Annotated in this window: 14 protein-coding genes and 1 pseudogene; 5 read left to right on the top strand and 10 right to left on the bottom strand. The window is 68.4% G+C overall.

Going from position 1 to position 17,549, the window contains the following annotated elements; genetic code table 11:
* Positions 1–263: 263 nt before the first annotated feature.
* From OG225_RS27270 to OG225_RS27260, 3 genes and pseudogenes are all read right to left on the bottom strand, one after another.
* On the bottom strand, positions 264–1,442 hold the full coding sequence (locus OG225_RS27270) for a DoxX family membrane protein (protein WP_405177873.1): 1,179 nt from the start codon (positions 1,440–1,442) through the stop codon (positions 264–266).
* 144 nt (positions 1,443–1,586) lie between these two features.
* Positions 1,587–3,269 carry a class I adenylate-forming enzyme family protein gene (locus tag OG225_RS27265; RefSeq protein WP_405177872.1) on the bottom strand — a complete coding sequence of 561 codons (1,683 nt, stop codon included), beginning with the start codon at positions 3,267–3,269 and terminating at the stop codon, positions 1,587–1,589.
* Positions 3,270–3,316: 47 nt separating this feature from the next.
* Positions 3,317–3,856, bottom strand: a pseudogene (locus OG225_RS27260) (alcohol dehydrogenase catalytic domain-containing protein).
* Between the two features lie 161 nt (positions 3,857–4,017).
* Between OG225_RS27260 and OG225_RS27255 the strand changes: the two are divergent.
* The 3 genes from OG225_RS27255 (at position 4,018) to OG225_RS27245 (ending at position 6,281) form a co-directional block, all read left to right on the top strand.
* Entirely contained in the window at positions 4,018–4,662 is a 645-nt protein-coding gene (locus OG225_RS27255) for a TetR/AcrR family transcriptional regulator (protein WP_405177871.1), read from the top strand.
* A 145-nt stretch (positions 4,663–4,807) separates the two neighbouring features.
* Positions 4,808–5,584, top strand: a complete 777-nt coding sequence (locus tag OG225_RS27250) for a DUF6319 family protein (RefSeq protein ID WP_405177870.1) — start codon at positions 4,808–4,810, stop codon at positions 5,582–5,584.
* A gap of 16 nt (positions 5,585–5,600) precedes the next feature.
* Positions 5,601–6,281, top strand: coding sequence for a TetR/AcrR family transcriptional regulator (locus OG225_RS27245; RefSeq protein ID WP_405177869.1), 681 nt, complete (start codon positions 5,601–5,603; stop codon positions 6,279–6,281).
* 21 nt (positions 6,282–6,302) lie between these two features.
* Here the strand turns inward: OG225_RS27245 and OG225_RS27240 are convergent, their stop codons facing one another.
* The 3 genes from OG225_RS27240 to OG225_RS27230 are packed head-to-tail and all read right to left on the bottom strand — an operon-like array spanning position 6,303 to position 9,063.
* A complete protein-coding gene (locus tag OG225_RS27240; RefSeq protein ID WP_405177868.1) occupies positions 6,303–7,856 on the bottom strand; it encodes a diguanylate cyclase domain-containing protein in 1,554 nt (517 codons plus the stop codon).
* Entirely contained in the window at positions 7,856–8,434 is a 579-nt protein-coding gene (locus tag OG225_RS27235; RefSeq protein ID WP_216909675.1) for a hypothetical protein, read from the bottom strand. The genes OG225_RS27240 and OG225_RS27235 overlap by 1 nt, the downstream gene beginning before the upstream one ends.
* 32 nt (positions 8,435–8,466) lie before the next feature.
* Positions 8,467–9,063, bottom strand: coding sequence for a pyruvoyl-dependent arginine decarboxylase (locus OG225_RS27230; protein ID WP_405177867.1), 597 nt, complete (start codon positions 9,061–9,063; stop codon positions 8,467–8,469).
* A gap of 951 nt (positions 9,064–10,014) precedes the next feature.
* Between OG225_RS27230 and OG225_RS27225 the strand changes: the two genes are divergently transcribed.
* Both OG225_RS27225 and OG225_RS27220 read left to right on the top strand, forming a co-directional pair.
* Positions 10,015–11,727 carry a sodium:solute symporter family protein gene (locus OG225_RS27225; RefSeq protein ID WP_405183380.1) on the top strand — a complete coding sequence of 571 codons (1,713 nt, stop codon included), beginning with the start codon at positions 10,015–10,017 and terminating at the stop codon, positions 11,725–11,727.
* Positions 11,728–11,739: 12 nt separating this feature from the next.
* Complete coding sequence (locus OG225_RS27220; RefSeq protein WP_405177866.1) at positions 11,740–11,988, top strand: hypothetical protein; 249 nt, start codon at positions 11,740–11,742, stop codon at positions 11,986–11,988.
* A gap of 112 nt (positions 11,989–12,100) precedes the next feature.
* On the opposite strand, the gene OG225_RS27215 is transcribed toward OG225_RS27220, so the two are convergent.
* The 4 genes from OG225_RS27215 to OG225_RS27200 all read right to left on the bottom strand — a co-directional run bounded on the left by OG225_RS27215 (position 12,101) and on the right by OG225_RS27200 (position 17,499).
* Entirely contained in the window at positions 12,101–12,805 is a 705-nt protein-coding gene (locus OG225_RS27215; protein ID WP_405177865.1) for a hypothetical protein, read from the bottom strand.
* Between the two features lie 631 nt (positions 12,806–13,436).
* Entirely contained in the window at positions 13,437–14,912 is a 1,476-nt protein-coding gene (locus OG225_RS27210; protein WP_405177864.1) for a PepSY-associated TM helix domain-containing protein, read from the bottom strand.
* A 219-nt stretch (positions 14,913–15,131) separates the two neighbouring features.
* Positions 15,132–15,695 (bottom strand): hypothetical protein, encoded by a 564-nt coding sequence (locus tag OG225_RS27205; RefSeq protein ID WP_405177863.1) that lies wholly within the window; start codon positions 15,693–15,695, stop codon positions 15,132–15,134.
* Between the two features lie 145 nt (positions 15,696–15,840).
* Positions 15,841–17,499 carry an acyl-CoA synthetase gene (locus tag OG225_RS27200; RefSeq protein WP_405177862.1) on the bottom strand — a complete coding sequence of 553 codons (1,659 nt, stop codon included), beginning with the start codon at positions 17,497–17,499 and terminating at the stop codon, positions 15,841–15,843.
* Positions 17,500–17,549: the final 50 nt, after the last annotated feature.

The following is a 17,549-nucleotide window of genomic DNA, read 5'->3' as shown; positions in this document are numbered from 1 at the left end:
TCGATCACGGGTCGGACTCCGGCGCTACGTGTCTGTTGTACCGGAAGACAGCGTCGAATTGTCGCAAGACCCCGTATTCGCGGTCCCGTGGTGTCGAGCCGCTATGGAAATCCGCGAGGATAGCGGGGAGGCCGCTGGTACGGAAACCTGTGGGGGCGCGTCCATCCAGAAGCGAACGGGCCGACCGGTATGTGTCGGAATCCACTTCCGCCACATACCGGCCGACCCGGTCCGTCAGTGCTCGCCGCGCGCGGCGGAGACGATCAGCGCCGCCACGCCTCGCCGCGCTCGCGTGCCGCCTCGGCCAGCAGGGCCCGGCGCTCACGCGCGGTCGCCGCGATCTCCGGCGCGCGATGTTTGGCGGTCTCGGTGAACTCGGTGCCGCGCTCGCGCGCCGTCTCCGCCAGCTCAGCGCCGCGGTCGCGGGCAACCTCCGCGCCCCGCTCGCGCGCGACCTCGGCCAGTTCGGCCGCGCGGACCCGTGCCGCACCGGCCAGTTCGGCGCCACGTCCGCGGGCCACCTCGGCGAAATCGGTGCCGCGTTCACGGGCCACCTCGGCGAAATCGGTGCCGCGTTCCCGAGCGACGCCTGCCAGTTCGGCGCCGCGCTCGCGGGCGACCTCGGCGGCGTCGGCCCCGCGATGACGGGCGATCTCGGCGGCGTCCGACCCGCGCTCCCGCGCCGCCTCGGCCAGTTCCGCGCCCCGAATCCTGGCGACTTCCGCGATCTCGGCCCCGTGCTCCTTGGCGGCCTTGGTGAACCGGGATTTGCGAACCTTGGTCGCCACCTCGGGGGCCTTCTCCTTGGCGAGATCGACCAACTCCGCGCCGTGCGTCTGCGCCGATCCGGCCAGTTCGGCGCCCTTGCTCGCGGCGACCCCGCCCAGTTCACGGGCACGCAGCGCCGCATCGTGGGCCTGTCCGCGCAGTGCGGACGCGGTGGAGGAATCCGAGGAGCCGATCGGCAGGGCGGCCGAGACCGCCGCTGCCGCGCCCTGCGCCGCGCGCCGACCACGCCAGCCCAGCGACGGCTTGCCCGCGGTGTCGGCGCTGGCGATCATCAGGCCGCCGAGCAGGCTGATGTCCTTGAGGAAGGCATTGCGCTTGGCGATCTTGCGGTCCGGATCCGATTCGGCCCAGAAATCCTGTTCGGTGACCGTCGCGGGGATGACGGTGGCGGCCAGCACCAGCGAGGCGAGACGGGGTGCGCGGCCGAGCGCCAGCAGCGCTCCGGCCGAGACCTGGGCGATCGCGTTGACCCGGACGATCGTGCCGGGATCGGCGGGCAGTTTGGCGGCGACATTGTTCGGCAGAGATCGTTCACCCTGCTGGACCAGCGCGGCGGCCGCCTTGGCGCGAGGCTGTGGATGAATCAGCGTATCGACACCGTCGGCGATGAACGCGGTCGCGAGCAGTGGTCGGGCAAGCCGGCGCAGCAACATGGTGACAACCCTTTCTCGGTGGCTTATGGGTCGGATTCCCGGGAACCTCATGGTCAAACACCAAGATCAGCTGAGCACCGCCGAAGCGATGACCTGGGCAATCGTATCGGTCGAGCCGGGAAGGCGGGTTGTCGGCGCGGCGGGCTATCCGGTCGGCGCGTCGGTGGCCAGCGCGTCGACGATCCCGGCGCGCACCACCTTGCCGGTGGCATTGCGGGTCAACGCGGTGGTGGTGATCCGCCACCGGACGGGCACCTTGTAGTACGCCAGCCGCGCGCGGGTGAACTCGGTGAGATCCTCGGCGCTGACCGCCGTCGCGTCATCGACGACGACGAGCGCGGCCACCCGCTGACCGAGATCGGCGTCCGGGATACCGACCACGGCGCATTCGCGGACGGCGGGATGTTCTTCGAGGCACTGCTCGACCTCGGTGGGGTAGACGTTCTCGCCGCCGCGCAGGATGAGATCCGAACGCCTGCCCGACAGTCGCAATCTGCCTTGGTCCAGGACACCGATATCACCGGTGCGCAGCCAGCGGTCCGGGGTGATGGCCGCGGCGGTGGCGGCCTCGTCCCGCCAGTAGCCGAGCATGACGTACGGGCTGCGCACCCAGATCTCGCCTTCGGCCCCGTCGCCGACCGGTTCGCCCGCGTCGTCGCGGATCTCCAGCGCGACCCCGATGACCGGCCTGCCGACGGTGTCGGGGAACGCGGCGAGTTCGGCCGGTGCGGCCAGTGTGGCCGCGGTACTGCATTCGGTCATGCCGTAGCTGGTCGCCAGCGCCGTGCGGGTGACCGGAAGGCGTTGTCGCAGTTGCTCTTGCAGCGCGTGGGAGGAAGGCGCGGAATTGAGGGAGAACGCGGCGAGGGAGGACAGATCGTAGCGCGAGAGGTCGGCCGCGAGCAGGCGCGAGGCCATCGTCGGCATCGCGCCCCAGTTGGTGACGCGCTCGCGCTCCATGAGCGAGAGGACGCGGTCGGCGTCGAAACCGCCCTGGTGGATGATCGCGGTGTCGCCGGTGACCATGCGTGGAATCACCAGGTTGTGCAGGCTCGCGATGTGGAACAGCGGGGAGGTCAACAGGAATCGCCTGCCCTTGGGCGCGCCGTCTTCGTCCTCGCCACGGAAGGCGGCGGCGAGCGCGTCGTTGAATCGGTGATAGTCGATGACGGCCAGCAGGTTTCGCTGGGTGTGCACCGCGCCCTTCGGCCGACCGCTGGTCCCGCTGGTGTAGAGGATGATCGCCGGATCATCCTCGTCGACGGGGGTGCGGGGGAGTTCACCGCCGCCGAATTCCGCGATCAGGGCGGGCAGGTCGGTTTCCATCGTCAGCACCGGGACGTCGAGGTCGAGTTCGGCCAGTCGCGCCGCCCGTTCGGCATCGGCGATCAGCACCGACGGCGTGGTGTGTCCGATGCCGAAGGCGATTTCCCTCGGCACCCACCAGGCGTTGTAGCCGACGGCGATCGCTCCCAGGCATTGCGCCGCCCAGAACGTCATCACCCACTCCGGCGTATTCGCCGCCAGAATGCCGACCCGATCGCCCTGGCCGATGCCGTAGCGGTCCCGCAGCGCGCGAGCCAGCGCGCCGACCGCCGCGGCGTGCTCGGCGTAGGTGATCCGCCGGTCGGCGGTGACCAGGTACTCGCGTTCGCCGAGCGCGACCGAGCCCGCGAGGATCTCGCTCAGCGCGCGGGCGCGATGGCGGACGACCGGAATCGGCGTGCCGAGCACGTCTTCGACGGCCATCTCGAACGGGCCGCCCGGCCCGATCAGGCGCCCCGCCACTTGCGCGGCGCGTGCGCGAGGGTCGACGGATTGCGTCATATGTGGTGTCCTCGGTGCCGGATCCGACGGGATGGAACGGTTGTCGTTCAGGGCACCAGTACCGCGCGGCCCCGGATCAGACCGCGGTCGAGGCGATCCAATGCCTCGCGCCCGTCGGCGAGATCGAAGCGTTCCACTTCGACGCGCAATTTACCCGATTTAGCCAATTTCACCGAGTTGATCAGATCGGATCTGGTGCCCCGCCGTACGACTTTCGCGCCGAGGCGCCCCACGGCCAGCCCGGGCCGCCCGAGGGCGCCGCCGTGATCTCCGGTGCGCCGCCGCCGAGTCCGATCATCCGGTAGGCCCCGTTGGGAGCCACCGATTCGACCGCGAGGCGGGCCGTGCTGTCGATGCCGACGAAATCGAAGACGGCGTCCGCGCCGCGCCTCGATGGTGCCGGAGATCTCGTGCCCGATGGTGAGCGGATCGTCGCGCATCTTGAACGGTATGTGCAGCACGTGCAGGTCGGAGTGGCAGATGCCTGCCGCCGCGACCTTCAGCAGCAGGTCGGTCGGCCCGATCTCGGGGACGGGGACCTCGCGCGGTTCGAGGGTTTCCGGCCCGGTCGGTTGCAGTGCTCGCATCGTTGGGCCTCCTGTGTGACGTGGACAACAAACTAACACTGGCTGGACTGGGTGTCCAGTGAATGACATGATGTCCAGCGAGGCTGCGTCCGCTACGGCGGACCGCCGGGTCCGTTCGCGGGAAGTCGCGCGTGAGAACAGTTTTCGAGGAGGTGGCCCGAATGTCGACCGAGTCGTCCCGCGTGCCACCAGGGCCGAACGTCGCGGCGCGGAGCCTGCGCGACGAGCAGAAGCGCCGCACGCGGGCCGCGCTGGTCGACGGCGCGAGGCGGTTGTTCGGCGACCGGGGTTACGCCTCGGTGCGGGTGGACGATATCGCCGCCGCCGTCGGGTGCAGCCGCGCGACGTTCTACCTGCATTTCGCCTCCAAATCGGAGGTGCTGCGCGCGGTCGCCGAGGCGGCGGGCACCGAGCTCACCGCGGTGCGGTTCTACGAGGATCTGGATCGCGTGCTCGACACCGGTTCGCGCGCCGAGTTCGTCGGCTGGGTGGCCCGCGCGATCGAGTGGTTCGACGAGTATCGGGACCTGCTGTCGGCGTGGGACGAGGCCACCGCGCTGGAGCCGGAGTTCCGCGAGGTCGCCAGGCAGGGCATACTCGCGCTCCCCAACGCCATGCCGTCGTATCTGTCGCGCTGGCCGCGGGATCGGCGCGACGAGGCGGTGCTGCGCGTGGAACTGCTTGTCGCCCAGTTGGAACGCTTCTTCACCCGGTGGGCGATGCAGCGCGCCATCGACGTCTCGGCGGAGCGGGCCGCGGAGGTTCTCGCCGAGATCTGGTACCCCGCGCTGCGAGCCCCGCGATGACGGTGGGCTGTGCGTTGCTGGCTATTCGCTGAAATCTCGGAACCGGGCGAGGGCGCCCCGATTCGGTGACGCGGTGTGAATCTGTCGGTGCGGTGCGGCATCATCTGTGCACGCAGCCATCCACGAAGACCGCTCGGAGTGCACCATGCCGTCGCCAAGAAGCAGACCCAAACCATTGTCGGACACAGAGATCGAGCAGATAGCTACCGAGATCGCGGGTGGCCGCCCGCCGATGGTGTGGTTCACCGCCGCCGCCGTCGGCGTCGCGGAGGGCAGGTCCGGGAAGGTGGTCGCGCTCGGCGACCCGACCGACGGTGATTTCCTGCAGGTCCGGCCCACCGGGTCCAAAGATGTACTGTCCTTCTCTCCGACCGAAGTGACATTGACCAAGCCGCCGCGCCCGTCGCCCCCTGCTCAGAAGAGCGCCGCGCCGAAGACGACTACCAGGAAGGATCCACCCGTGACCCAGCCGTCGACCGTGACGAGCGTTGCGACACCGTCCACCCCGCCGAGCGTCGTCACCGCGAACGCCGCGGCCGACAGCGCCGATTCGGCCGCCAAGGCCGCCGCGGCGAAACCGGGCCCGGCCGGGACGGCGGGGACGACGGGGACGGCGGCGCCCAAACCGGCCAAGGCGCCCGCCGCGCGCAAGCGGACCGCGCCGGAGGTCACCGTGACGCTCACGGGCACCCCCGACGGCGAATGGGCGGTCGACGTCGTCAACGGCAAGAAGCGCACGATCCGCGGCCTGCCGGTCACCAGCGCGGCCGTCGCGCAGGCGGCCAAGGTGCTGCATCCGGAGGTGGCCGAGGTGGTCGCGGGCATACTCGAAGCCGCTCGCGGGGTGCAGCAGGCCAAGGTTGCCCAGTTGCAGGCCGAACTCGAGGAGGCACGCAAACTGCTCGAGGAGCTGTCCGAATAGTGGGAGGCTCTGCGTAGTGGTCGACGATTCGGCGGTGCCCGCCGAGGGACGTGTCCTGGTGCGCTGGAACGATTTCGCCGAAAGACACAGGTTGACGCGCGATGCCGTCCTCGGCTCGTCGCGGGGCAGGCTGCTCGAGGCGATCGTGGCCTCGGTCGAGGACAAGGGTTACGCGGCGACGACGCTGGCCGATATCGTCGGCCGGGCGCGGGTGTCGCGCAGCACGTTCTACGAGCATTTCGACACCAAACAGCAGTGCTTCCTCGAAGCGCTGCGGGTGGCGCAGGCTATGCTGGCGCGCCGGGTCGTGGATGAGCTGGCGGCGCTCGGCGAGGCGAACGCGCGGGCGAGAATCGCGACGATGGTCACCACCTTCTGCGAGGTGGTGGCCGCCGAGCCCGGTTTCGCGCGGGTGATGATCGTGGAATCGCTGTGCGTCGACCGGGCGGCCGTGATGATCCGCGACTACGCGGTCGATCTCTCGGGGGAGATGTATCGCGAGTTCTACGAACAGGCCGGACGCGAGAACCCGGGGTTACCGCGGCGGTCGGAGGCGTTGATCGCCTGGATTCCCGACGCGATCGTCGAGCGCGCCAGGCGGGTGATCGTCGAGGAAGGCGCCACGGCGCTGCCCGCGCACGCGCCGCGGATCATCGAGTTCGTGCACGCGGTACTCGGGCTGCCCGGCCCCGAATGAGGTGAGCGCGCCCGATCCCGCTCAGACGGCGGTCTCGCGACGGCGGCCCAACCGTGACGCGGGGTATTCGGGCGCGCTCGGCGCCGGACGGATTCCGCTCAGCGGACCGTGGCGCAACTCGTCGTGGAACGCGTAGCCGAGCGCGTACTCCTTGGCGTTGTACATGGCCGAATCGGCATCGCGGATCAGGTCGTAGATGCTGGCCTCACAGTCGCGCGGACCGACGCAGGCGATGCCGACGCTGGCCGTGATGGGCACCTCGCCCGCGCTCAGTTCGAACGGGCGCACGAACGCGTTCAGTAGTCGTTCGGCCAGCGTCGCCGCCTCCTGCCTGCCCAGCGGCGCGAGGACGACGAATTCGTCGCCGCCGTACCGGGCGACCGCGTCGTCGCGGCGCACCATCCGCCGGATGCGGGCGGCGGCGTTGGCGATGAGTTCGTCGCCGACGGCGTGGCCGTAGCTGTCGTTGACCATCTTGAAGCCGTCGAGATCGATGAAGAGCAGCGTCAGCGGTTTTCCGGTCCAGTGGTCGCTGTCGCGGTTGGGTGCGCGCAGCAGGGCCGAGCGGTTCAGCAGGCCGGTGAGCATGTCGTGATCGGCCTGGTACTGGGCCCGTCGCTCACTGCGCGCCGAGCGCTGGATCGCGCGTTCGCTGCGCACGAGTACTCCGATCAGCAACAGCGCGAACAGCGACGAGACCACCACGCGGTCGACGGTGTCCAGACTCGATCCGACCACCGGCACCAGGGACGCGACGATCAGGGCCACCGCGATGAAACTCGCGCGCTGGCGGGATCGGTGCGGGTGGATGCGCCGCGGTGTGCCCAGCGCCGTCATCGTCGGATGCATCGCGGCGATGCCGACGGTCGCGTAGGCGACGAGTAGCGGGGTGAGGAGCAGTTCGTGCTCGATCGTGGTGGTGCCCGCGCTCTCCAGGCTGTAGCCGAGATCGCCGAGCAGTACCGCGATCAGTCCGAGATGCACCAGCCGCAGCGAGGTCTCCGAACGCGCCGAGGTCGCCACCGAATGCGCGAGCAGGGTCAGCAGGAGGGCGTCGAGCACCGGGTAGGTCGCGGCGAGCACCGTCCTCGGTGTGGTGGCGCTGGTCTGGAGGATCGGGGAGATGAGGAAGGTCCACGAGGCGAGCAGCGCCCCGAGTCCGATGAGCCCGGAATCGAGCAACAGGTCGTAGTCGCCCCCGACGCGGCGCGGGCGCAGCCACAGCGTCGCGGCCAGTCCGAGCGCCAAATATCCTGCGACAGTGAAGATGTCGTCCCACGGACAGGTGTGTGCCGGGGTGAAATCGCGGAGCACCGTCCCGGTGGCGAACGAGACCGCCGAGGCCGAGAGCAGATACCAGGGCAGCGGTTGGGCGGGCCGGTGCCTGCGCAGTCCGGTGCCGATCATGACGAGCGCGCCACTGACCACCGTGAGCATGACCACGAGGGCGAGCGAGTGGGACCGGATGAGCAGCGGTAGGGAGATCAGTACCGCCCACCCGGTGAGAAGCAGTACGCACCAGATATTTCCGGTGCAGGACCACCGCCGCGTCGACTGCTCTTCGCTGACTGCCATCAGCCCCCCTTGGTCGCTCCGTCCTCGGTGAACTGTGCGGTGTAGTACGTCTGTGAATCCTCCACCGCTACTTCGACATTCGCCTGCTCATCGAGCACCGCGCGGATACTGTCGGCGAACGAGAGCTGAGTGTTGTTGTACGAGCAGATGTCCCAACCGACCGCAGCGCGTTCGGCTACCAAAACCTGGACAACTGATTTGATCATGGCATGGAAGGCCGCCCCCTGTCGCGCACTTGGGGCAACAAGGGTGAATCCCGCATAGTAGATGGCGTTGCGGGCCGCGTGCTCGGGATATCGCGCGGCGAAGTAGTGCGGACTTATCCACGGCACCGTTTCCAGATGCCTGGTAAGCGTGGTCACGCCGATCGGTTCGCCGTCCGAGGTCCGCGCGACGTACTTCAGTACGCGCGGATCGATCATCTCCTCGCGGAATTCCGCACGGTGCAGAACCTGTCGGGCGATCGCCTTCGTGCGAAGCGGACCGAAGGCCTCCTCGTAGAGCCGATGGAAGACCTCGATCCCGGCGTCGGGGATCGACGTCTCGACGGTCACGCTGACCTCGGGTTCGCCGCTCACGGCGGATGTCGTCCGCGCACGCGATGTCTCGGTCACGGGCACCGCCCCCACGGGGTGGTGTGGAACGCGGCGAGCACGAGGGCGCAGGTCGGGTCGCCCTCGCATTCGGTCGCGGTGACCATCGAATGCACGGGGCCGAACGCCGCGGGACGATTCCGGGTCATATCGGTCAGGCTGGATCGGATGAGGTGTTCGACGTGGTCCGCGTCCTCGCCGTCGTGCTCGACGAAAAGCCCTGCGCCGGAACCGTCGTCGCGCAGGACCCAGCCGACACCGGCCGCGGCCGTGTCGCCCGGATCGGTCGCGCAGCCCTTCGCGTAGACGCAGTAGAGCCGATCGCCCCAGGGAATCTGCTTGCGCACCCGTTCGCCGCGCTCCAGAACGGCGCGCGGCGGGATCACCGAAGAAAGGCGAATCAAGTTGGCATCACCCACTCCCAGTTCGCGCAGCGCCGCGTCGAAAGCCGAAACGGCGGTCGGGCCCACCCCGGTAGCGGCGCCGATCTCGATCGTCAATGGTGCGTCGGCGTCATGTCTCGAACTCGCGACGCGCGGTCGGCCCAGCGGCGGGCGAAGTCGATCGATCCACTGCAGCCCGAGTAGGCCGCTGTATGGGGTGCTGTGAATCATAATGCCCTCCCGAAACCACCGACCCGATTTGTAGGCCGTATTTGCCTCAAATTCGACTGTGCGTCAGGATCTTCGATCGCGCACGCCCAGCACGCGTATGCCGAGTTCGGTCGGCGTGTCTCGGACGGCTGTCCGATGCGGTGCCGACGAGGGTGCGCGGTGCGTGCTCTCGCGCGGTGATCGGACTCGCGGTGCATGCCGGGCGGAAGAACCGATCCCGGCGTTCGTGTCGCGGCTCGGGAGGATCCGGCGGTGATTTCTACACCGCGCGACGCCGTCGGTGACAGAATTCGACCGCGTAGGTCGGATGTCGGTGTGCCGGGCATCGAATGATCCGCCGCCATCCGGAAAGAATTGCTGAAAAGTTGCGGCAGGCGGGGAATCGAGCGTGGCGAGCCTATCCGCGTACCGACCCGTAGGGCCGATCCGGGTGCGGCAGGGGTGCCGTCGACCTGGGCCACGTTGGACCTCGGCGAACGGTCCTTGCGCGCTCAGCGACCCGCGTAGCTCGGCGTCAGCGGGTCGGACCCGTCGACGTTCACGGGCGAGTCCGCCACGTACCCGCGGTCGGCCGGGTCGTGGGTAGGAGTCCGACAACCGCCGCCACGCCGCGCGCGTGGCCGCGAGCGGATTCGGCGGCAGCGCGGCCCCGCCGATCTGCGGGGGTCGTTCCCGGCGGAGCATCCGATCCGCGCGAGATCGTCGCGCACGCTCGGTATTCGCGCCGACACGCGCGGTCCTCGCCGCGCCGTGGCCCGTCGCGCACGAGTCGGACTGAGCAACTGTCCAGGTTTTATGCGTGATTGTGCCGCGAGGTTGGGGCACAATCACGCACAGTAGAGGTGGGCGATGGTTGGTCGCCGCCACGCACGACCAAGCTCGACGCCCGGTTTCACCGCCTGGAGGGACGACGCTGTGCCGCTTGCCGATTCACTCGTTCTGACCTCGACGCTGCCGCTCGCGCAAGCGCGCGTCGAGGCGGCGTCGACCCTGCGCCTGGACGCCGAGCCGGTCGACTTCGCGCTGGTCGCGCTGTATTTCGTGTTCGTGATGGGCATCGGGATCATGGCGCGCCAGCGGGTTTCGTCGAGTATCGACTTCTTCCTGTCCGGGCGATCGCTACCCGCCTGGGTGACGGGTCTGGCGTTCATCTCGGCCAACCTCGGCGCGGTCGAGATCATGGGGATGTCGGCCAACGGCGCCGAATACGGATTCCCGACCTTCCACTACTTCTGGATCGGCGCCGTACCGGCCATGCTGTTCCTCGGCGTGGTGATGATGCCGTTCTACTACGGCTCCAAGGTGCGCAGCGTGCCGGAATTCATGCGCAGGCGTTTCGGCACCGGCGCGCATCTGGTCAACGCGTTGAGTTTCGCGGTGGCGCAGGTGCTGATCGCCGGGGTGAACCTCTATCTGCTCGGCTCCATCCTCAATGTGCTGCTCGGCTGGCCGCTGTGGGTGTCGGTGATCGTGGCCGCGGTGATCGTGCTGTCCTACATCACCCTCGGCGGACTCTCGGCCGCGATCTACAACGAGGTGCTCCAGTTCTTCGTCATCGTCGCCGCGCTGCTGCCGCTCACCCTGGTCGGCCTGCACAAGGCCGGCGGCTGGGACGGGTTCCGCGACAAGGTGACCGCGTCACCCGGCGGCGCGGAACAACTGGAATCCTGGCCCGGTAACGCGCTCAGCGGTTTCACCAACAACTTCGCCTCGGTCCTCGGCATCGTGTTCGGCCTCGGATTCGTACTGTCCTTCGGCTACTGGACCACCAATTTCGTGGAAGTCCAGCGCGCGTTGGCGACCCATTCGATCTCCGCGGCCAGGCGCACCCCGATCATCGGCGCGTACCCGAAGATGTTCATTCCGCTGATCGTCGTGATCCCCGGCATGATCAGCGCGGTACTCGTACCGGAGATGATCGAATACAAACAGGCGGTGACCGCCGATCCCGACTACTCCGGCGACACCACCTACAACCAGGCCCTGCTGTATCTGATGAAGGACGTGCTGCCCAACGGGCTGCTCGGTGTCGGCCTCGCCGGTCTGCTCGCCGCGTTCATGGCCGGTATGGCGGCCAATATCTCGGCGTTCAACACCGTTTTCAGTTACGACCTGTGGCAGCAGTACGCGGTCAAGGATCGCGGCGACGGCTATTACCTCAAGATCGGGCGTCTCGCCACCGTCGGCGCGACCGTCGGGGCGATATTCACCGCGTTCATCGCGGGCAATTTCAGCAACATCATGGACTACCTGCAAACCCTGTTCAGCTTCTTCAACGCGCCGCTGTTCGCGACATTCATTCTCGGCATGTTCTGGAAGCGGATGACCCCGACCGCGGGTTGGATGGGCCTGGTCTGCGGAACCGCCTCGGCCATATTCGTTTTCATCCTGCACGAGACCGAGGTCTTCCAACTCTCCGGTCAGGGCGCCAGCTTCGTCGCCGCCGGTGCGGCATTCGTGGTCGATATCGTCGTCAGCGTCGCCGTGACCCAGGTGACCCAGCCCAAACCCGCCGCCGAGCTCGTCGGCCTCGTCTACTCCGAGACCCCGAAGGAAATGCGCACGGACCCCGAGGAGGCGACGCTGCCCTGGTACCAGCGTCCGGTCCTGCTCGCCGGTATCGCCCTGGTCATGGTCATCGCCCTCAATATCGTCTTCGGATAAGGAAGCCGCGCCATGCTTTTCGACATCCGCACCATTGTCGGCACCCTGCTCGGCTGCTACGGCGTCGTCCTCGTCATCACCGGCCTGGTCAACGACACCGCCGCCGAACAAGCCAAGACCGGCGGTATCGACGTCAACATCTGGGCCGGAATCGGCATGGTCGCCGTGAGCGTCGCCTTCCTCGCCTGGGCTCGCGTGCGCCCGGTGGTGCCGCCCGCCGCGGACACACCGGTCATCGACGGCGACGCGCCTACCGAATAATCGTTCGCACGAATCGGAATCCTCATCCACCGACAGCGCCGCCGCCTGCGCGGGCCGGTCGGCGACAGCTCCGCTCACCGAGTGAGTGGAGCTGTCGCGTCCTCGGTGTGAACTACTTGGCCGGGGCCACGAAGGGCTGGTTGGTGGTGACGGCGTACTGGATGACCGCGCCGATGGCGACGGGGGCGGTCACGAGGATCTGGCCGAGCAGGGTGCCCAGTGCGCCCACGGCGACGATGCCGCCGACACATCCGACGAGCGCGGCGGGGATGAAGGGGCCGAACAGGCCGACGATGGTGGCCGAGGCGACCGTCGCGCCCGCGATGCCGCCGAGGACGCAACCCAGCGCGCCGCCGCCCAGGCCACCGATGAGGGTGCCGAGGGTCGCGCCCATGCCGATGGTGCTGGTCATCCGGCTCCACGCCGCCTGTTCGCGGTCGTACTCGGATTTCCAGGGTGCCTTGTCCTCGTAGGGCAGGGCGACGGGTTTGTACACGGCCCGGTCCATGGACAGCTGCGGGGTGAGTGTCGCCTCGCGGCCGGAGATCTCGGCGGCGATGGGGAATTCGAAATCCTCGATGCGCAGGGTCAGTGGCGTGCCCGCGACCACGACACCGTCGGCGGATTCGATCTTCAGCGCGCCGTCCTGCACGACGAGCGATCCGGAGTCGATCGAGATGATCGATCGGGTGTCGGTGGCGTGCGCGGAGAACCCGATGGTCTCGGGTGCAGGCTCCGCCGCGTGACTCGCACCCGCCGCGACGGCAACGGCCGTGGTCATGAACGCGGCGGTCAGGGCGAATTTGGTGATCTTCATGATGGAGGAATCCGTTCGAATCGATGAGGTTGACGGAAGTCGCGCGACCGATCTCGGGCGCGACTGTGAGACAGCCGTGCCGTCGGTGTATGTCGTTGCGGCACAGCGTTATCGGCTGGTACTCGGGCTGTAGTGGACGGTCGGTCGGATGTCGTGGGCGCATGGGTCGGCAGCGCTCGAGGTAGAGCCGGAACCGACGTGAGGAGAACCCGGGGCGAACCGAAGCGAATGGACCGGGCGGAACGCCCGGTGCCCGGACCTGTGCCGTTCGGCCGAACGCTCCGACTGCGACGGTGCCGATTCAGCTCGCCGGTCTGCCGCACGATGCCGGTTGCCCAACGCATCCGGATGCAGGCAACCGACCCGGCAGTGTCGGGTTGCCTGACAACGGTTGCCGACCGGCTTGCGGGCCGGTTCCGCGCCGCCGGACTGCCCGGGTGCACCGGTTGCCCGACAACGCCTGTCGTGAAGGCTATGCAGGTCGCCCAGCATCGCCTGCCGCCAGGCTCGGCCGGTTGCCCGACCGCGCGACCGCGCGACTTGCCGAATGTTCCGCGTCGCCGAAGCCCGCCCGAGCGAGCACACCGAATACCGAGGTCAGGTGACCGGCGGTCCACACGGTGCCGAGGGGTCAGGTGACCGGCGCATCCTCCACTTCGACCGTCTTTCGGAACAATCCGACGACCACGTCGATCACGAGGAAGGCGAGCAGACTGAGCCCGACCAGCGGCGCGAACCATCCGGCCACCAGTGCGGCGGCCAGCAACGGCACCGCCACGAGCCAGGAGCTCTTGCGCAGCGCGCCGCGACGCGGTGCCCGGCCGGGAACGAACCGCGAGCCCCCGCGAACCGGTCGCCGCTGCCACCACGTGCGATAGCCGAGCACGATCACCACGATCAGACCGATCATGGCCGCGAGCAGCAGCAACTGGTTGAGCAGACCGAACATCAGACCCATGTGGAACTGGATGCCCCAGTTCGTCATTTTGGCCATGAGCGGCCAGTCGGCGTAGTCCAGCTGCGCGGTGACCGAACCGGACGCGCCGTCGACGGCGACCGCGTCCACGGTGTAGGTGCCGGGCATCCGCCGTTCCTTCACCAGGAAGGCCTGATCGGCGTCGGCCGGAACCGTGATCTCCACCGCCTGGGTGACACCTGCCTCGCGGGCCGCGTCGTAGACGCGATCGAGCGACGCGATCTGCGTCGTCGGATCCGCGGGCCTGGTCTCGGCCGCGTGGCCGCCGTGGTGATCACCGGTGGGCGCGGGCGCCGGTGACTCGGCACCGGGCAGGGCGGTGCTCACCGACGGCGTGGTCCAGCTGAGTTGGGTGCGCAGGTCGGCGATATTCGCGCCCGCGTAGGCGGACCAGGTCATCCCCGTCACCGAGAGCAGCAACAGCAGCGGAAGTACCCAGATGCCGATGGCGCCGTGCCAGTTCATGTTCCGTAGACGACCCGGGCGGGACCGGTCTGGCGCGAGCAGCCAGCCCGCCGAATTCCTGGTGCGACGGCTACGGACCCGGCGCACCCACAGCACCAGCCCGGCGAGTCCGATGATCCACAGCCAGGACGCGGCGAGTTCGCTGTAGAGACGACCGGTGTCACCGAGGTGCAGATCGCGGTGCAAGCGGTCGATCCAGGTACGCGTCGGCAGTGCGCCGGAGCTGCCGTAGATGACGGATTCACCGACCGGCCGCGCGGTGTACGGGTCGACGAAGACCGCGCGTCGCTCGTCGGAGAGCGAGGGATCGTCGAAGATCACCCGGGTGGTGTCGTCGGGTTCCTGCGCCGGTGCGACGGCGACCAGTGCCAGTTCGGGCCGGGTGGCCACGGCGGCGTCGACCTGTTCGGACAGCGGTCGCCGCGCGTCGCCCGCTTCGACCGTCAGCAGATCGTGGGAGACGATCTGCTCCAGCGTCGGTGAGATCGCGTACAGCGCGCCGGTGACGGCCGCGATCAGGATGAACGGGGCGACGAAGACGCCCGCGTAGAAGTGCAGGCGCATGGCGAGCGCCTGTAGGCCGCTGTCGGATCTACGCCGCGGCGGCGGTTGCGGTGACGGCGTGGCGTCCACGACGTCGGGGGTGATGGATTCTGTTGTGCTCACGATCGTTTCGATTCTGAGGTTCGGAACCCGGGCACGCCGTCGGCCGACGTGTCGACGCCACACGGGCGCGCGCGTGACTGTCGAGCGCGGACGGCGAACGTGACGCGACGCGTTCACGAAAGCGGCTGCCGCGCGTGGATCCCGCGCTCCGACAGAGCGCGGCGGCAGATCACGACGACACGCGAACCGTGCGGTTCGAGCACCGGGTAGGGGATGAGATCAGAAGGAAACGGCGAGCGGTGGCCCGCGCGTGCGCAGAGCCGCGGCCGCGAGGATCCGCAGGATGACCCGGTCACGATGCGCGGTACGCAGCGGCGCGGGCTCGGCGATGACGGGCGTGCGATGACGAATCGGAAGAACCCGGGCCAGGACGGTGGTCCCGATCCGGTACGCGGCCTCCGCGCCGCGAATGAGCGCGGCGGCCACGAACGCGGCGACGATATGCGCGGCGATCATCCGAGGTGTCGGCGCGAGGTCACCGTGATGCGTCCGCGCGGAATCGAGCCCCATGGTGAGGTGGCCGAGCAGTTGGCCGCCGATCAGCGCGGCGACCAGTCCGTGGGAGGTGTCGCGCAGTGGCGCGAGCCCGGCGACCAGCGCGCCGATCACGGCCGACGCGGCGACGAGCAGTACGAGTGTTGCGCTCTCCGGCGCCATGCCGTCGGAGACCCAGCCGTGCGCGGCCAGGGAGAGAGCTCCCGAGATCGCCCCGGCCGAGCCACCGCGCAACAGCGCGACGGCACCGCGGAACCCCGCGGCGGGCCGGGCGAACTCGATACTCACCCGCTGATGATAGCCGAGCCGTATGCGATGCTCTCCCGGCCTTACCGGGCCGCCGCGGCGATCGTCCTGGTCGGTGGCCGAGGCGTATTCGAATCGGGCCGACCCGAAGGGGCGGGCCCGAATTCGTCGAACGCGGTGCGGCGGTTCAGCCGTCGATATCCATCTCGATCAGCGGTTTGCGCAGCAGTTTGCCGGTCGCGTTGCGCGGCAGTTCGTCGAGGAAGATCACCTCGCGTGGCACCTTGTACCTGGCGAGATTCGCCTTGACGTAGTCCTTGATCTCCTGCGGATCACGCGCGGACTCCGGTCCCGGGACGACGAAGGCACGCAGGCGTTTGCCGAATTCACGGTCGTCGACGCCGACGACCGCGGCCTCGAACACGTCGTCGCGGCCCGCGATCAGGTTCTCCACCTCGAGGGGGAAGACGTTCTCGCCGCCGGAGACGATCATGTCGTCGTCGCGCCCGTCGATGTAGAGCAGGCCGTCGGCGTCGAAATGCCCGACGTCACCGCTGGACATCATGCCGTCGACCATTTCCTTGGTGCGCCCGTCGGTGTAACCGGTGAAGGCGAAACCGTTGTCGACGAAGATGGTGCCGGTGACGTTCGGCTCGGTGATCCGCTTGCGGTCCTCGTCCAGCAGCACGATCCTGATGCCGACCGGGGCCTTACCCGCCGTGGTCGGCGCCTTGCGCAGATCCTCGGGTGTCGCGACGGTCATGACCGCGCATTCGGTGGAGCCGTAGAGGTTGTAGAGGCTGTCGTTGAAGTAGTCCAGGGTCCGGGTGACGACGTCGGGTGCGATGGCCGATCCCGCGGCGAAGATCACCTTGATACCGCTGGGGTCGTATTTCGCGAGCACGTCCTGGCCCAGGTCGAGAATGCGTTGCAGCATCGTCGGCACCACGACGAGCGAATCCGCCTTGTACCGTTCGATATTCACCAGCGTCAACTCCGGGTCGAAGCGGCGCTGCTGGAAGACCACGCGATTGCCGAGGGCGAGACCGAGGGTGAACTGCGACAGCCCGGTGCCGTGGAAGATCGGTGCGGCCATGATCATGGTCCCGTTGTTCGGCAGCGGCACCCGGTCGACGAACTGCGCGGAGGCGAACGGGCTCACCCGGTCACGCGGGGCGCCTTTGGGGGTGCCGGTGGTGCCGCTGGTCAGAATGACGAGCCCGCCCGGTTTGTCGGGGGCGTGCAGCGGCGAGGTCGAATGACCCCCAGATACCGATTCCAGGGTCGGAATCGCCGGGTCCGCGCCGTCCTTCTCGTCGACCCAGGTGAGAATTCGGGGGATGTCGGTGGGGATGGCGCTCATCAGGTCGAGGAATTCGCTGTCGTGCAGCACCGCCTTGACCTTTTCGCGCGTGGCGACGTCGGCGAATTGCGGTTTCGCGAACCCGGTGTTCATCAGGACCGCGCGCACCCCGAGTTTGCCTGCCGCGAGCAGACTCAGCACCATGCCCCGGTGATCGCGAGCGAGTAGCGCGATCACGTCGCCCGGCTCGATTCCGCGTGCTTGAAGTCCGCGGGCGAGCGCGCTGGATTGTTCGTTGAGTTCGCCGAAGGTCAGCTCACCGCGTTCGTCCACGATGGCCGCCGCGTGCGGCCTGGTCTGCGCGGCGTGCATGACCACGCCGGCGAAGGGGCCGAATTTCAGCACGTTGAACGCCGACCGGGCGGCGTGGTCGGGGCGCAAAGGATTGAACAGCCGCCGTTTCACCATGACATTCACACCTAGGGCGGCATCGGCGGCTTTGCGCGCGGTGCCACCCAGGGCAGGGAAGGAAAGAGACGCCATCGACAACAACCTTCCGCGATCCACCCACGAAAGACTGGGGGTGAAGTGAA

This window comes from Nocardia sp. NBC_01377 (assembly GCF_045040005.1).
GTDB lineage: Bacteria > Actinomycetota > Actinomycetes > Mycobacteriales > Mycobacteriaceae > Nocardia > Nocardia noduli.
The sequence above is the reverse complement of the archived record's forward strand: the minus strand, read 5'-3'. Positions and strand labels throughout refer to the sequence as shown.

What these genes read in the sequence shown, in the direction of transcription:
- OG225_RS27200 (WP_405177862.1), bottom strand. Translation starts at nt 17,499, where the DNA reads ATGGCGTCTCTTTCCTTCCCTGCCCTGGGTGGCACCGCGCGCAAAGCC.
- OG225_RS27230 (WP_405177867.1), bottom strand. Translation starts at nt 9,063, where the DNA reads ATGATTCACAGCACCCCATACAGCGGCCTACTCGGGCTGCAGTGGATC.
- OG225_RS27215 (WP_405177865.1), bottom strand. Translation starts at nt 12,805, where the DNA reads ATGAAGATCACCAAATTCGCCCTGACCGCCGCGTTCATGACCACGGCC.
- OG225_RS27240 (WP_405177868.1), bottom strand. Translation starts at nt 7,856, where the DNA reads ATGGCAGTCAGCGAAGAGCAGTCGACGCGGCGGTGGTCCTGCACCGGA.
- OG225_RS27220 (WP_405177866.1), top strand. Translation starts at nt 11,740, where the DNA reads ATGCTTTTCGACATCCGCACCATTGTCGGCACCCTGCTCGGCTGCTAC.
- OG225_RS27250 (WP_405177870.1), top strand. Translation starts at nt 4,808, where the DNA reads ATGCCGTCGCCAAGAAGCAGACCCAAACCATTGTCGGACACAGAGATC.
- OG225_RS27255 (WP_405177871.1), top strand. Translation starts at nt 4,018, where the DNA reads ATGTCGACCGAGTCGTCCCGCGTGCCACCAGGGCCGAACGTCGCGGCG.
- OG225_RS27265 (WP_405177872.1), bottom strand. Translation starts at nt 3,269, where the DNA reads ATGACGCAATCCGTCGACCCTCGCGCACGCGCCGCGCAAGTGGCGGGG.
- OG225_RS27270 (WP_405177873.1), bottom strand. Translation starts at nt 1,442, where the DNA reads ATGTTGCTGCGCCGGCTTGCCCGACCACTGCTCGCGACCGCGTTCATC.